Source organism: Defluviimonas sp. SAOS-178_SWC (genome assembly GCF_039830135.1).
Lineage (GTDB): Bacteria > Pseudomonadota > Alphaproteobacteria > Rhodobacterales > Rhodobacteraceae > Albidovulum.
Genome location: NZ_CP156081.1, coordinates 3,041,426 through 3,054,994 on the forward strand (window position 1 = coordinate 3,041,426; position 13,569 = coordinate 3,054,994).

Here is a 13,569-nt window from a genome sequence, read left to right on the forward strand (position 1 = left end):
CGTTCAGACGAACTGTTCGCGCGTCAGCCGCTCTTCGAGACCGTGACCGGGATCGAAGAGAATGCGGTGGCGCACCGACGGCTCCGACTGCACCTCGACCGTCACCACGTCGCGGGCGGAGCGCCCGTCGGCATCGGCCATGACCGGGCGCTTCTGCGGGTCGAGCACATCGAAACGCACCTTCGCGGTCATCGGCAGAAGCGCCCCCCGCCAGCGCCGCGGCCGGAATGCCGCCATTGCCGTCAGCGCCAGCACCTCGGCGCCGATGGGCAGGATAGGCCCGTGCGCGGAGTAGTTGTAGGCGGTCGATCCCGCCGGCGTGCACACCAGCGCACCGTCGCAGACAAGCTCCTCCATCCGCATCTTGCCGTCGATGGTGATCCTGAGCTTCGCCGCCTGCGGGCCGGCGCGCAGAAGCGAGACCTCGTTGATCGCCAGCGCCTCGTGGACGGTCCCGTCGGCACGGGTCGCGCGCATGGAAAGCGGGTTGATCACCTCTTCCTCGGCCGACTCGAGCCGCTCGCGCAGCCCCTCCTCGCCGTATTCGTTCATCAGAAAACCGATCGTGCCGCAGTTCATTCCATATACCGGAACATCCATCGCCTGCGTCGCGTGCAGCGTGTGCAGCATGAAGCCGTCGCCGCCGAGCGCAACGATCACCTCGGCCTTATCCAGAGGCACCGAACCGTAGATCGCCGAGAGCTTGGCAAGCGCGTCCTTCGCCGCCTCGCTGTCGCTTGCCAGAAACGTGATCTTGCCTGCCTTCGGCACCGCTGGCCCCTTTCGTCCTTTCGTGCATTGATCCATGCAGTGGACTGCGAAGACAACCCCATCCGCGCCGTGCAGTGATTGGATGAGATGGAAAGGCCCGCCCGTGACTCTTTTGCCAACCGTTTCCCGCCGCACTCTGCTGGCCGGCCTCGGCGGCCTTGCACTCGCGGCCCCGGCGCTTCTGCGCCCCCGCCCGGCCTATGCCGCGCTGACCGGGCGGCCGTTCGCGCAGCCCGCTCTCGACGCCGGCCGCACGGAAGCCGGGCGCCGGGTCTTCGATCTCGCGGTCGCGGCGGGTCGCCACCAATTCCTCGACGGGGTCGAGACCGCGACGACCGGCATCAATTCCGCCTTCCTCGGCCCGATCCTCTCGGCCCGGGCCGGTGACGCGCTCCGGATGAACGTCGCGAACGGTCTACGGGAGCCGATGACCCTTCACTGGCACGGCCTTCACCTTCCTGCCGCCGCCGATGGCGGCCCGCATCAGGAAATCGCACCGGGCGCCGTGTGGTCGCCGGAATTCGACCTGCGCCAGAAGGCGGGCACCTTCTGGTTTCACGGTCACCAGCACCGCAAGACCGCCGAGCATGTCTGGGCGGGCATGGCCGGGGTGATCCGGATTTCTGACAACGAAGAGGACGCGCTGCCCCTGCCCCGGACGCATGGCGAGGACGATTTCACCCTCGTTCTTCAGGACCGGCGCTTCGACCCGGCGGGCCAGATGCCCTACGACGCGAACATGCACGACCGCATGGCCGGGATGCAGGGCGACGTGATGCTGGTTAACGGCCTCGCCTCCCCCGTCCTCGACGCCGATGCCCCGCGTCTCCGGCTGCGGATCCTCAATGGCGCCAACGGGTCGTTCTACCGCCTCCATTTCGCAGACGACCGCGTCTTTCACCAGATCGCCTCGGATGGCGGCCTGCTGGGTGCGCCCGTGGCAATGCGGGACACAGTGCTCAGCCCCGGGGAACGCGCCGAATTCCTGCTCGACCTCGCCGACGGTGCGACGGCCCAGCTCCGGGCCGAGGCCTTCGGCGCGGAAGCGCCGGTGATGGGCAGCGCCGGCATCCGCGAGGTGATGACCTTCCGCCCGAAAGCCGCCCGCGCATCGGCGCCGGCGCTGCCGGCGCGGCTGGCCGAGATCGCCCCCCCGCCCAAGGCGACGGGCGAGACCCGCAGCTTCATGCTTTCGATGAGCGGCATGGGCATGGTGGGCGATTTCCTCATCAACGGCAGGCAATACGATCATGCCCGAATCGACTTCTCCGTCCCGCTAGGCGCGGCCGAGACCTGGATCTGGGAAAACACCACGCCGATGATCCACCCGATCCATATCCATGACGTGCAGTTCCGCATCCTCGACCGCAACGGACGGCCACCCGCACCGAAGGAAGCCGGGCTGAAGGACACGGTCCTGATCGGACCCGGCGAGAAAGTGACGCTCAGGATGCGGTTTGACGATTATGCCGACCCGGTTCACCCCTACATGTATCACTGTCATATCCTCGAACATGAGGACGCGGGCATGATGGGCCAATTCACGGTCGTCTGACGACGTTCGCGAAGTGTTTCCTATAGTGAATTTTATTTCGCCCTTGTGCGCGAAGAGGTCGGATTCTTTCTTTTCGCATCGCCGAGCGTCGGCTAAAGAGCATAAACCGCTGGCTTCAGGAGACGCCCATGACCGCCCCCCACCGCGACACCGGATTCTTCACCGCACCACTTTCCTCGCGCGATCCCGAGATCTTCAAGTCGATTACTGACGAGCTTGGCCGTCAGCGCGACGAGATCGAACTGATCGCCTCTGAAAACATCGTCTCGAAGGCGGTCCTGGAGGCGCAGGGCTCGGTTCTGACGAACAAGTATGCCGAAGGCTATCCGGGCAAGCGCTACTATGGCGGCTGCCAGTATGTCGACGTGGCCGAGACGCTGGCGATCGAGCGTGCGAAGAAGCTATTCAACTGCAACTTCGCGAACGTCCAGCCGAATTCCGGCAGCCAGATGAACCAGGCGGTGTTCCTGGCGCTCCTGCAACCCGGCGACACCTTCATGGGCCTCGACCTCAACTCCGGCGGCCACCTCACCCACGGCTCGCCCGTGAACATGTCGGGCAAGTGGTTCAACGTCGCCTCCTACGGCGTGCGCCAGCAGGACGAACGGCTTGACATGGACGACGTCCGTGCCAAGGCGCAGGAACACAAACCGAAGCTGATCATCGCCGGCGGCACCGCGTACAGCCGCGTCTGGGACTGGGCCGCGTTCCGCAAGATCGCGGACGAGGTGGGCGCCTACCTCATGGTCGACATGGCCCATATCGCGGGCCTTGTCGCGGGTGGCCAGCATCCCTCGCCGCTGCCGCACGCGCATGTCGTCACCACGACCACGCACAAGTCGCTCCGCGGCCCGCGTGGCGGCATGGTCCTGACGAACCACGAGGACATCGCGAAGAAGATCAACTCCGCCGTCTTCCCCGGCCTTCAGGGCGGCCCGCTGATGCACGTGATCGCCGCCAAGGCCGTGGCTTTCGGCGAGGCGCTGGACCCCTCGTTCACGAACTACGCCGCACAGATCGTCAAGAACGCCAAGGCGATGGCCGATCAGCTGATGAAGGGCGGGATCAACATCGTCTCCGGCGGCACCGACAACCACCTGATGCTCGCCGACCTGCGGCCGAAGAAGGTGACCGGCAAGGCGACCGAGGCGGCACTGGGCCGGGCCCATATCACCTGCAACAAGAACGGCGTGCCGTTCGACCCGGAAAAACCCTTCGTGACCTCCGGTATCCGCCTCGGCACCCCCGCCGGCACCACCCGCGGCTTCGGTGAGGCCGAGTTCCGCCAGATCGCCGACTGGATCGTCGAGGTCGTGGACGGGCTCGCCGCGAATGGCGAGGACGGCAATGCCGAGATCGAGGCAAATGTCCGGGCCAAGGTCGAAGCCCTCTGCGCGCAGTTCCCCCTTTATCCGGGGATGTGAGCGCGCCGCTTAGGACGGTAGACGTAGTGAAGCCCCCGCTCACGCGGGGGCTTTGCTTATTGGCCCCGGATCATTTCGGCTCGGTCACGAACTCCGCCAGAAGCTTCTCGTTCCGCGCCTCTTCAAGCTGGCGGATCCGGTCGTCCAGCGCGCGGGAGTCGAAGCGGTACTTGACCACGTTGATCAGGCTCAGGGTCAGAAGAACGATCCCCATCCCCCAATACCCCTTGGTGGCGAGCGGCACGTCGACCGACATGTAGAGCGAGATCGCGAGAAGCGTGTAGGCGGCAACCACGCCCAGCGCATTCAGGCCCATGATCATTGCGGCGTCGGTTTTCTGGAAGTTCATCTCAGGTCTCCTCGTTCGGAAATGGTTGGCATTGTGTCAGTCGTCTGCGCGAAGCCGCGTCAGGATCTCGACCGCCGTCACCTTGAGCGGCTTGCCGAACCCCTCTGCGGCCATGCGGCCGGTAAGGTCCTCCTTCGTCAGGCCGCGGTCGATCTCGCGCAGAATCTCCGCTTCCTCCTGCGGCTCGTCGCGGGTCAGAACCTCGGCGATCAGTGCGTCGGCCTCGTCCATCGGGCTCCGGCCCGACAGGGTCGTGCGGATTCGCGTCTGGATTGCCCGTTCCTGTCGCACAGCCCTTGCGGCGACAGCGCCCTGCTTCAGGTCGATGATCCGCCGGTTCGTCGTCTCGACCGATTGGCGCAGGCGCAGGATCCGGGCGTCGAGCTGGGCGACGGTCTCGGCGCGGAGCGCGCTTTCGTTCTCCATCTCGGCGATCGCCTCTGCGGCCTCTCCGGCCAGCGTGTCATTACCCGCCGCAAGCGCCGCGCGCGCCCGGACGGTCAGATCGGCGGCCCGCGCTTCAAGCGCGGCAAGCTGGCGGGTTTCCGAGCGCTGGCGCTGGATAAGGCTCGCCAGGGTCGCTTTCGCCGCCTGCAAGCCGCCTTCAGCCTCGCGGATCTTCTGCTCGATCAGTTCGACGGAATACGTTCGTCGCACCGCCTCCTCGGCCCTAGCGCGTTCCCCCAGGAAGAGGGTTCGGATCGTCGTGAGCATCGGCTCCTCCATCAATGAACATTGTTCATGACGGAGATGTAAGGAAGCGTGAACGTTGTTCAAGGATAATATGAACGGCGTTCGGGAAACGATCAGTTTCCAATGCGGCAAAGAACCTGCGCGATCATCGCCTCGATGTTGTGGCGCGACACGCCCGAGATCCGGTTTTGCAGGCCAAGCAGGACAATCCCGTGCACCGCCGAGAACAGGGCGCGGACCATCAGGTCCAGCTCCTTCGGGCCGAGATCGGGGAAGAGTTCGGCCACCGGACCCGCGATATGGCCGAAGAGCGTCTGAAGCTCGTCACGGTACCAATCGGGCACCGCGCCGTCGTTGCTCATGTCGATGTCGAAGAGCGCGCGCCAGAGATGGGTGTTTTCGGCGGCAAAGCCGAGATAGGCGTTCGACATCAGGATCAGCCGCTCGACCGGCATCCTGCCGGCGCTGTCGGAAAGGGATGCGGCCACAGCCTCGCCAATCTTGCGGAAGGTTCGCCCGTTCACCGCCAGGATCAGCGCGTTCAGGTCGTCGAAGACGTTGTAGATCGCACCGAGCGCGCAGCCGGCCTCGGCCGCGACGTCCCGTGCCTTCACGGAGGACAACCCGTCTGACGCGATCCTACGCCCGGTCACGTCAACAAGCCGGTCGCGCAATTCCGCCTTACGCTGTTCTGCCTTGCTGCTCATCGCCACTCCCCTGAACTGCGTTCATGGGTAGCGCACGAGCCTGTCGAGGAAAAGCCCGGATGCCCCCGCGCTCCGCTCAGAGAAAACCGCGCCAGATGAGGAGAGCGATCACCAGAACGCCGGTGGCGAAAAGACCGGTGGCAAAGCCGGTAAACATGTCGAGCAGGATCGCCTTGCGGCGCGCACCGGCACCGAGCGGCTTCAGATAGCGGACGCAGACATCGTAGGCATCGGCAATCCGTTCGTGATCGAGCCGGGAGAGCAGCTTCGGCACGCGCGCCTCCTCGTCGGCCTTGGCGAGATACTCGGCCTCGCGGCGCACCTTGCGCGGCAGGAACCGCCCGCCGCGGCGCAGTTTTTCGGCAAGCCCTTCGCCCCGGACACGCAGCCGCGCCTCCATCAACTCGGCGATCCGGCCGGCCATCTGCTGTACGGTCACGCCACTCATAAGACTCCCCTTGCCCTGCCAGATTACCGCTTGCCTTCCGCTGTCGCAACGTCACTGGAAGCGGTCGCGCCATTGGGCTAGGAAGGCGCATGCTGAATTACACCGACCACGGAACGCCGAGCGGCCTGCCGACCCTTCTCATCGTGCATGGTCTGTTCGGGTCAGCCCGCAACTGGGGCGCCGTCGCCCGCCGCCTCGCCGATGCGCGGCGGGTCGTGACCGTCGACATGCGCAATCACGGCGAAAGTTTTCACGCCGACGGTCACGGCTATGCCGACCTCGCGTCCGATCTTGCCAAGATCATCACCGAGATCGGCGCCCCTGTCGATGTCGTCGGCCACTCGATGGGCGGCAAGGCGGCCATGCAACTGGCGCTGACCCGGCCCGATCTTGTCAACCGCCTCATCGTCGCGGATATCGCGCCGGTCGCCTACGGCCACAGCCAGGCCCACCTCACCCGGGCGATGCGGGCGCTCGATCTCACCGGCCTTACCGCCCGTGGCGATGCCGACCGCCGGCTTCAGGCCTTCGTGGACGACCCCGGCCTCAGGGCCTTCCTGCTGCAATCCCTCGACCTCAAGGGCGAGGTGCCGCGCTGGCGGCTCAATCTCGACGTTCTGGAGCGCGAGATGGACAGGATCACCGGATGGCCGGGCACGGACGGCCGGTTCGGGGGGCCGACGCTGTTCCTGACGGGTGCCCTGTCGGACTATGTCCGGCCCGAGCATCGCCCCGAAATCAAGCGGCTCTTCCCGAATGCGCGTTTCGCGAAACTGCCCGGTGCGGGGCACTGGCTCCACGCCGACAAGCCCCGCGAGTTCGAGGCGGCCGTCAGGGCGTTCCTGACGCCCTCGGGCGGCTGAGAGCGGTTTGGCGACGGCGGCGGACCCGGCCAACGCGTCAATGATCGCGAACAGGCGGGACATCGTATCTTCCCCACCAGCGCGTGTCGCCGCTTGGATTTCAAGGCACCTCAACCGTTCCGGCCGTTGATCCGGATCACGTCCGGCAGTCGAGTGAAAAACGGGCGACGCCGGTATCTCCGGGGATCTTCGTGACCATCGAGTTCGGGATCACCCGGCACCCGGTCGCGGCCTCTGCCGCCTCGACCATCATACGCGGCACGGGCGCGCGCTCCGCACGGGTGAGGTAGCCCATGCGCACAACTTCCGCCTCGCTTCCCTTGTGAAAGACAACGAATTCTATCCCGCCCCGCGTCACCTCTGCCCGGCCCGCGCCGAACATGTCCGGCGCGGGAGAGGCACAGGCGGAGAGGAAGAAAAGGAGAGCGAAACCCTTGCTCATGGCGCCATATTCGGCCGGCCGTGGTTAACGCCGGGTTAACGCCGTCACCGCCCCGAGATCGCCCTGACAAAGCCGGCACGATGGCTCGTAGCGTCAACGGGCGCCGCACACGGATATCCGCCCTTGAACCCGACCGTCCTTGCCCTCAGATTTGCAACGACAAGACCCTGGGAGATACCGATGATCCGCCTGACCCTGCCTCTTCTCGTCCTCATGGCCCTCACCGCTTGCGAAACCGTCAAGGGCGCCGGCCGCGACATCCAGGCCGCCGGCGCGACGATCTCGTCCGGGGCGAGCCAGGTTCAGTCAGACATGTAATCCGGTCGCGTCAGTTTCCCATCCGCCCCGCGACGCCGACGGCGGCAGAACCGACACTGCCGGCCGACGTGCTCGACGGCGAGAAGAGCGCGGCGGGGACCGAAGGCTTGAACGCCCGGCCCGGGTTCTGCCCGGCCCAAAGCGCATAGGCGCCGACGATCGCGCCGCCGATGACGAGAATGCGTCCCATGACTCACCTCCCTGCATGCCTGCGAAAGTGTGTCGCGGAAATCTGGCGAATTTTAGGCTTATTGCCGGGACGGGGTGCCGCGCCCTGACGAACGCGGTCAGGATGACGAGGCGTTGTCCCGCCGCCCGGCCCTCGATCTGCGCGGGATTGTCGATGCCCCCCCGAGGTGCCGCATGTGGCGGCGCAGCGCATATGTTGCGGTTTTCCGCGCCAGACCTACGAGATTTCGTTGATCTTTGCCCCCATCCGCGCTATGGGTCGGCCCACAGGTGCTACAGACGCGGTAGTGCATCCCTGATGCGGACGGGGCCCCCTGGAAACAGGCGGGTCCCGTTGCGTTTCGGATGAGCGAAAAATCGGACTCAGAAAAGGCGCCAGGTGCTCAGACGCGGTCTTCGCACGTGCCTTGCGGCACACCCTGACGCCTTCCTGATCGGTCCGCCCGTTGCCGGGCCTTCCCACCAGTTCGCGACGATTCAATGAACCGCCACAACCACTTAGGGCCCGAAGACCTCTCGTGGCCCGCTCCGGTCCTTGCGCCACCGCGACCGCTTCAAGTCCGAGGACCGTCCACGATCCGCCAGCGGTCCGCACCGTGCGAGGGGTCGATACGGCCGGAGCCCATCTTACCACCCGCGAGTTGCGGAGACCTTTGCGTCCGCCCGGTGTCTTGCGATCCGTTGCGGTAAAGCCACGTTCGCCCTTCCCCCCGAGTCGGGCAAGGGAATAGCACCGCAGCATGGAAATTTCCGGGGGATAAACCCTTGAAATCACGTGTGGAAAAGCTGTGGAGAAGGCGAGGAAACGCTTTCGTGACGGGCGGTTGCGGGATTGAACCGGACGCGGCCGGGCGGTGGCGGATTTCTGCACCCGCGAAGGGCCGCGCGCCAAACCGCCTGCGTTCGGGCGCGGATTTGTCCCGTCATTCTCCCGTAGGTTTCGCGTAGGTTTTCCGTAGCCCCGGTCCGCCCCCCGGCGGAAGCGGGAAGGACGGAACCCGCCCTTCCCGCCACGCCCGCCCGCGCGGCCCTAGTTCGGGGCGCTGTACTTGCCGGCGATGGCGCCCGCGGCCTTCTGCGCCGCGAGGAACTCGGCCGAGGTGAAGCACTGCACGGTCTTGAGGTTCGAGACCGCCCCCGTGGCCCCGGCGACCATCAGCCCCGACAGCATCTTCGTCAGGTCGTCGGTCGACACGCGCATGATGAAGTCGCTGTCGCCGGTGGTGAGGAAGAAACTTTCCATCTTGCCGCCCGTCGAGGCGATGAGCGCCGCCGCCGCCTTTTCCCGGTCGCTCGGGTTGGCGATCATACCTTTCATGGCGGCCGCGGTGTAGCAGCCGGTAATGATGTACTGTGCCATGTCCTGGTCCCTCCCGGGCGGGCACTCGCACACCCGGCCCACGGAATGCAGGCCGATCCCGGAGACCCACCCAAGCGCGGAATGTAGCACAAATTGGCCGGCGGAGGGAGATGCGGTCGAGGACCGGAAAGGGACGTGCCAGTGGCATATGAGGGGGACCGTCGCGCCAGTGGCGCCGCGTAAGCCCCCGAATGACCCGGTCCGATTGGCTGGAGGCGTGAGCCGGAAGCCAAGTGGCTCTCCGTTATCGCCGTCGGTCGAAAATCGGGGCGCGGGACAGATCGGGCAGGAGCGGGAAGTTTTGGCGCGGATGATCGCTGAGGAAAGCTCATCCTACGGCTTTCACTACCAAAATGTAAGATCGGCTGAGATGCAACACGCCAAAGTTGGAACTTCTCGAGCCAAGCAGTATCGTGTTATAAGTACGTTGATAGTAGTAGCTTGGAAGTTTAGCATAATATGATTCACTGGCATTTGATGCATGGCTGACATTTCTTTTGAGCGAGAGATTTTGACAGCGCTTGGAGGCACCGCTGTTGGCGCGCTTCTTTACACCGTTGGCAGCGCATATTTGGGCGGATACTATCAATATTTTGATATCTCTTTGAACGAACTCGATCTATCTCTTCATCAAATATTGTACTATGCGCTCTTCGGATTATATTCATCACTGCTCGCGAGCGCTCCATTGGTTATCTCGGTGCTTGTGTTATGGAAGTTGGCTTTGGACGAAAGCTTTCCACTAAAGAGGACCTCCCTCAATCCACACCTGATCGCCACGTTTTTGTCTTTGGCGGCTCTATTTATTATTGTATATTTAGTGATTCAAGCGAAAGATGCGGGAATTTCGAAGGCAGCCGCCGACCTACCAAATATTAAAAAAACCTATGTAAAGGTATACAATAATGAATCTGCGGCAAAATTAATTCGAAGTTTTGAGCTATCCGACAGCGAGGTCTGGGAGACGCACCACCTAATCTCGACAAAGGACATAACGTTCATAGTTGTTACCGCCCCGAACAACTCAACACGCCACACAATCAAAATTCCATTGAATAAATCTACCATAGTTTCAATTCAAAGAGGTAACTAAGATGAGCCAGGGATTGCGCTACTGCCTTCACTGCTCCGCATGCCTTATGCTACTCGTGCAGCCTTCTTCTGGACAGGGCACATCTGAAGACAGTCTGATTACCTTATCAACCTCCGTAAACATCGAGGGTAAGGTTTTTCGAATAATCGGCGATCCTTCAGACAAGTTTGTTTTTGTTGACTCCCCGATGACGACGAACTCTCAAGGGAAAATAAAAGTAAGCGATTGTTATTCAAGTAAGATATATTTTTTTGATAGAGAAGAGCTGCAAAAGGAATCGGACGATCCTTGCGGTGACGCTGGAGGTTGGCGTATTGGCCCTGATTATGTCATAAAAATATTCTCTGAGGAAGACGGAAAGGTTAAAGACCTTGGAATCCTTAAATATGTTTCCGGTGACGCTGACAGCGTCGTGTATGAATACACCGCAAATACCGACAGTCATTTTGACGTGACGAAAATAACTCGAACATTCAATTTCAATGGTAAGGAAATATCCACACTCGACGGAGATCGAGTAGATCTAACGATTAAGAATAACTATGATGGCTATGGGTATTTGCGCGTCAACCCCGATTGGGCAGGCATGCCGCCGACGCTGCCAGACGACGGCTAGCTATCCATCTTCAGCGCGCTAATAAACGCCGACTGCGGGATCTCCACCTTGCCGAACTGGCGCATCTTCTTCTTGCCGGCCTTCTGCTTGTCGAGAAGCTTCCGCTTCCGCGTCGCGTCGCCGCCGTAGCATTTCGCGGTCACGTCCTTGCGCATCGCGGAGAGCGTCTCGCGCGCGATGACCCTCGCCCCGATGGCGGCCTGGATTGGGATCTTGAACATGTGGCGCGGGATCAGCTCCTTCAGCTTTTCCACCATCGCGCGGCCGCGCGCCTCGGCCCGGTCGCGGTGGACCATGATGGAAAGGGCGTCCACGGGTTCGTCGTTCACGAGGATCGACATCTTGACGAGGAAATCCTCGCGGTAGCCGATCATCGCGTAGTCGAAGCTGGCATAGCCCTTGGTCACCGATTTCAGCCGGTCGTAGAAGTCGAAGACGACCTCGGCCAAGGGCAGGTCATAGACCACCATCGCGCGGGAGCCGGCATAGGTCAGGTCCATCTGGATGCCGCGCCGGTCCTGGCAGAGCTTCAGCACGTCGCCGAGATAGTCGTCGGGGACCATGATGGTGGCCTTGATCCGCGGCTCCTCGATATGGTCGACGTAAGTGAGGTCGGGCATGTCGGCGGGGTTGTGGAGGTCGCGCACCTCGCCGTCCTTCATGTGGAGCTTGAAGACCACGGAAGGCGCGGTGGTGATCAGGTCGAGGTCATATTCGCGCTCCAACCGGTCGCGGACGACTTCGAGGTGGAGAAGGCCGAGGAAGCCCATGCGGAAGCCGAAGCCGAGGGCGGCCGAGGTCTCCATCTCGTAGGAGAAGGAGGCGTCGTTGAGGGCGAGCTTCTCGATGGCGTCGCGGAGCGCCTCGAAGTCGTTGGCGTCGATGGGGAAGAGGCCGCAGAAGACCACGGGCTGCGCAGGCTTGAAGCCGGGGAGCGGCTTGTCGCAGGGCTTCTTTTCGTGGGTGATCGTGTCGCCGACGCGGGTGTCGCGGACCTGCTTGATCGAGGCGGTGAAGACGCCGATCTCGCCCGGCCCCAGTTCGGCGATGTCGGCCATCTTGGGTTTCAGGACGGCGAGCTTGTCGATGCCGTAGATGGCGCCGGTCTGCATCATCTTGATGCGGTCGCCCTTGCGGATCACGCCGTCCATGACGCGGATCATCACGACGACGCCGAGGTAGCTGTCATACCAGCTGTCGACGAGCATGGCCTTGAGGGGGGCATTGCGGTCGCCCTTGGGGGCGGGCAGGCGGTGGACGATCGCCTCCAGCACGTCGGGGATGCCGACGCCGGTCTTGGCGGAGATCGGGATCGCCTCGGAGGCGTCGATGCCGATCACGTCCTCGATCTCCGCCTTCACGCGGTCGGGCTCGGAGGCGGGCAGGTCGATCTTGTTGAGGACGGGAACCAGATCGTGGTCGGCGTCGATGGCCTGATAGGCGTTGGCGAGCGTCTGCGCCTCCACCCCCTGGGTCGCGTCAACCACCAGAAGCGAGCCCTCGACCGCGCGCATGGAGCGGGAGACCTCGTAGGCGAAGTCGACATGGCCCGGCGTGTCGATGAGGTTGAGGACATAGGTCTTGCCGTCCTTCGCCGGGTATTCGATGCGGACGGTGTTGGCCTTGATGGTGATGCCGCGTTCGCGCTCGATATCCATGCTGTCGAGCATCTGGGCCTTCATGTCGCGCTCGGCGACGGTGCCCGTGAGCTGGATCAGCCGGTCGGCAAGGGTGGATTTGCCGTGGTCGATATGCGCCACGATGGAGAAATTGCGGATCTGTGCGAGCTCGGTCATGATTGGCCGGATATGCTCGGGAAATGGCGGGCGGTCAATGGGGGAGACGTTGCGTACCGGCCGCTGGCGCGCGCGCCCGATGGCGCTGCAAGAGCGGGAATGACGCCGCTTCGGGCCTTGAGCCTCGGCGCGCGTTGCCACCTCGGGTCCGATGCGGGCGTGACCGTCTTGGTGACAGGCCGGGGGACCGCACTCACGATTGATCTTTGTCGTTCCCCGATCCCGGGGAGGATGCGCGAGGGGGCACCGCATCGCGAAACTCTTCGTAACCCTTCCATGCCGGCTCGACGGGTGCCTCTCCGGCACGAGGGATATATTCGGAGGGGCCTTCGCTGCCCGGGATGTATCGCGGACAATTGGGGAAGATCGCCCGCGCCCTCACGCGGATCAGAAGCTGGGCTCCGACAAACCGTCGCATCTCCGGATCGTCACGCGACACGGTCGCGGTTCCGTTCACGCGCAGTCGGCGCGGATTTTCGCCCATCGCGATGAAGAGCAGACCGACATTCGGATTGGCCCGGATGTTGCCGAGGCTCTTGAACATGCCGTTCCCGTCGAAGTCGGGAAAGACAAGTTCGTCCGGGCCGGTGACGCGAACGAAACCGGGCGCACCGCCCTTGAACGAACAGTCTGGCCGGCCTTCGGGATCGGCGGTCGCAAGGAAGAAGAATTCCGCGCCTTCGATAAAGGCGCGGTCATCCTCGCGAAACGCCTGACGGAGTATCACCTTTTCCATGCAGTCGGCGAGCCTGCGCGTATCGAACTGATCCTGCAGGCTCCGATTGCCGTCGTGGTAGAGCAGGCTTGTCATGACCCGGTGCTCCATATGGCTTGTGCATCATACCACGCTCCGGCCGCTCAACGAGGGCAAAAGAAGAGGCTTTGGGGGATGAATCGTTTGCCCCCGCGGTCAAGAGGAGGCGCCGACAGTCGCGCACCGGCCAT

The 13,569-nt window shown here is 63.3% G+C and carries 16 protein-coding genes; 6 read left to right on the plus strand and 10 right to left on the minus strand.

What is annotated here, in order from left to right:
* Positions 1-3: 3 nt before the first annotated feature.
* Complete coding sequence (locus V5734_RS15685; RefSeq protein ID WP_347310572.1) at positions 4-771, minus strand: NAD kinase; 768 nt, start codon at positions 769-771, stop codon at positions 4-6.
* Between the two features lie 103 nt (positions 772-874).
* Here V5734_RS15685 and V5734_RS15690 point away from each other — a divergent pair, with 103 nt between their 5' ends.
* Together V5734_RS15690 and glyA are read left to right on the plus strand one after the other, a co-directional pair.
* A complete protein-coding gene (locus V5734_RS15690; protein ID WP_347310573.1) occupies positions 875-2,326 on the plus strand; it encodes a multicopper oxidase family protein in 1,452 nt (483 codons plus the stop codon).
* Positions 2,327-2,454: 128 nt separating this feature from the next.
* The gene (gene glyA / locus V5734_RS15695) at positions 2,455-3,750 is read left to right on the plus strand and encodes a serine hydroxymethyltransferase (protein ID WP_347310574.1); all 1,296 of its coding nucleotides are present in this window, start codon (positions 2,455-2,457) and stop codon (positions 3,748-3,750) included.
* Between the two features lie 70 nt (positions 3,751-3,820).
* Here glyA and V5734_RS15700 read toward each other — a convergent pair whose 3' ends face one another.
* From V5734_RS15700 to V5734_RS15715, 4 genes are all read right to left on the minus strand, one after another.
* Entirely contained in the window at positions 3,821-4,099 is a 279-nt protein-coding gene (locus tag V5734_RS15700; RefSeq protein ID WP_347310575.1) for a hypothetical protein, read from the minus strand.
* 36 nt (positions 4,100-4,135) lie between these two features.
* A complete protein-coding gene (locus V5734_RS15705) occupies positions 4,136-4,813 on the minus strand; it encodes a PspA/IM30 family protein (protein WP_347310576.1) in 678 nt (225 codons plus the stop codon).
* A 92-nt stretch (positions 4,814-4,905) separates the two neighbouring features.
* A complete protein-coding gene (locus V5734_RS15710) occupies positions 4,906-5,499 on the minus strand; it encodes a TetR/AcrR family transcriptional regulator (protein ID WP_347310577.1) in 594 nt (197 codons plus the stop codon).
* 76 nt (positions 5,500-5,575) lie between these two features.
* On the minus strand, positions 5,576-5,947 hold the full coding sequence (locus V5734_RS15715) for a hypothetical protein (RefSeq protein WP_347310578.1): 372 nt from the start codon (positions 5,945-5,947) through the stop codon (positions 5,576-5,578).
* Between the two features lie 89 nt (positions 5,948-6,036).
* On the opposite strand from V5734_RS15715, the gene V5734_RS15720 reads away from it, so the two are divergent.
* Positions 6,037-6,810, plus strand: coding sequence for an alpha/beta fold hydrolase (locus V5734_RS15720; RefSeq protein WP_347310579.1), 774 nt, complete (start codon positions 6,037-6,039; stop codon positions 6,808-6,810).
* A 136-nt stretch (positions 6,811-6,946) separates the two neighbouring features.
* On the opposite strand, the gene V5734_RS15725 is transcribed toward V5734_RS15720, so the two are convergent.
* Positions 6,947-7,252 carry a hypothetical protein gene (locus V5734_RS15725; RefSeq protein ID WP_347310580.1) on the minus strand — a complete coding sequence of 102 codons (306 nt, stop codon included), beginning with the start codon at positions 7,250-7,252 and terminating at the stop codon, positions 6,947-6,949.
* A 180-nt stretch (positions 7,253-7,432) separates the two neighbouring features.
* Here V5734_RS15725 and V5734_RS15730 point away from each other — a divergent pair, with 180 nt between their 5' ends.
* On the plus strand, positions 7,433-7,570 hold the full coding sequence (locus V5734_RS15730; protein ID WP_347310581.1) for an entericidin A/B family lipoprotein: 138 nt from the start codon (positions 7,433-7,435) through the stop codon (positions 7,568-7,570).
* A gap of 10 nt (positions 7,571-7,580) precedes the next feature.
* Here the strand turns inward: V5734_RS15730 and V5734_RS15735 are convergent, their stop codons facing one another.
* Both V5734_RS15735 and V5734_RS15740 read right to left on the minus strand, forming a co-directional pair.
* Positions 7,581-7,760: a hypothetical protein gene (locus tag V5734_RS15735; RefSeq protein WP_347310582.1), complete on the minus strand. Its 180-nt coding sequence runs from the start codon at positions 7,758-7,760 to the stop codon at positions 7,581-7,583.
* A gap of 1,029 nt (positions 7,761-8,789) precedes the next feature.
* On the minus strand, positions 8,790-9,119 hold the full coding sequence (locus V5734_RS15740; protein WP_347310583.1) for a GYD domain-containing protein: 330 nt from the start codon (positions 9,117-9,119) through the stop codon (positions 8,790-8,792).
* Between the two features lie 481 nt (positions 9,120-9,600).
* On the opposite strand from V5734_RS15740, the gene V5734_RS15745 reads away from it, so the two are divergent.
* Positions 9,601-10,212 (plus strand): hypothetical protein, encoded by a 612-nt coding sequence (locus V5734_RS15745; RefSeq protein WP_347310584.1) that lies wholly within the window; start codon positions 9,601-9,603, stop codon positions 10,210-10,212.
* A 1-nt stretch (position 10,213) separates the two neighbouring features.
* Positions 10,214-10,828: a hypothetical protein gene (locus V5734_RS15750; RefSeq protein ID WP_347310585.1), complete on the plus strand. Its 615-nt coding sequence runs from the start codon at positions 10,214-10,216 to the stop codon at positions 10,826-10,828.
* On the opposite strand, the gene lepA is transcribed toward V5734_RS15750, so the two are convergent.
* Both lepA and V5734_RS15760 read right to left on the minus strand, forming a co-directional pair.
* Positions 10,825-12,624 carry a translation elongation factor 4 gene (gene lepA, locus V5734_RS15755; RefSeq protein ID WP_347310586.1) on the minus strand — a complete coding sequence of 600 codons (1,800 nt, stop codon included), beginning with the start codon at positions 12,622-12,624 and terminating at the stop codon, positions 10,825-10,827. The genes V5734_RS15750 and lepA overlap by 4 nt on opposite strands.
* A 193-nt stretch (positions 12,625-12,817) precedes the next feature.
* The gene (locus tag V5734_RS15760) at positions 12,818-13,435 is read right to left on the minus strand and encodes a pyridoxamine 5'-phosphate oxidase family protein (protein ID WP_347310587.1); all 618 of its coding nucleotides are present in this window, start codon (positions 13,433-13,435) and stop codon (positions 12,818-12,820) included.
* Positions 13,436-13,569: the final 134 nt, after the last annotated feature.

Excerpts from the sequence above, each read along its gene's own strand:
- V5734_RS15710 (WP_347310577.1), bottom strand. The coding sequence starts at position 5,499 with ATGAGCAGCAAGGCAGAACAGCGTAAGGCGGAATTGCGCGACCGGCTT.
- V5734_RS15740 (WP_347310583.1), bottom strand. The coding sequence starts at position 9,119 with ATGGCACAGTACATCATTACCGGCTGCTACACCGCGGCCGCCATGAAA.
- V5734_RS15715 (WP_347310578.1), bottom strand. The coding sequence starts at position 5,947 with ATGAGTGGCGTGACCGTACAGCAGATGGCCGGCCGGATCGCCGAGTTG.
- V5734_RS15705 (WP_347310576.1), bottom strand. The coding sequence starts at position 4,813 with ATGCTCACGACGATCCGAACCCTCTTCCTGGGGGAACGCGCTAGGGCC.
- glyA (WP_347310574.1), top strand. The coding sequence starts at position 2,455 with ATGACCGCCCCCCACCGCGACACCGGATTCTTCACCGCACCACTTTCC.
- V5734_RS15725 (WP_347310580.1), bottom strand. The coding sequence starts at position 7,252 with ATGAGCAAGGGTTTCGCTCTCCTTTTCTTCCTCTCCGCCTGTGCCTCT.
- V5734_RS15720 (WP_347310579.1), top strand. The coding sequence starts at position 6,037 with ATGCTGAATTACACCGACCACGGAACGCCGAGCGGCCTGCCGACCCTT.
- V5734_RS15750 (WP_347310585.1), top strand. The coding sequence starts at position 10,214 with ATGAGCCAGGGATTGCGCTACTGCCTTCACTGCTCCGCATGCCTTATG.
- V5734_RS15730 (WP_347310581.1), top strand. The coding sequence starts at position 7,433 with ATGATCCGCCTGACCCTGCCTCTTCTCGTCCTCATGGCCCTCACCGCT.
- V5734_RS15700 (WP_347310575.1), bottom strand. The coding sequence starts at position 4,099 with ATGAACTTCCAGAAAACCGACGCCGCAATGATCATGGGCCTGAATGCG.
- V5734_RS15760 (WP_347310587.1), bottom strand. The coding sequence starts at position 13,435 with ATGACAAGCCTGCTCTACCACGACGGCAATCGGAGCCTGCAGGATCAG.
- V5734_RS15735 (WP_347310582.1), bottom strand. The coding sequence starts at position 7,760 with ATGGGACGCATTCTCGTCATCGGCGGCGCGATCGTCGGCGCCTATGCG.
- V5734_RS15745 (WP_347310584.1), top strand. The coding sequence starts at position 9,601 with ATGGCTGACATTTCTTTTGAGCGAGAGATTTTGACAGCGCTTGGAGGC.
- lepA (WP_347310586.1), bottom strand. The coding sequence starts at position 12,624 with ATGACCGAGCTCGCACAGATCCGCAATTTCTCCATCGTGGCGCATATC.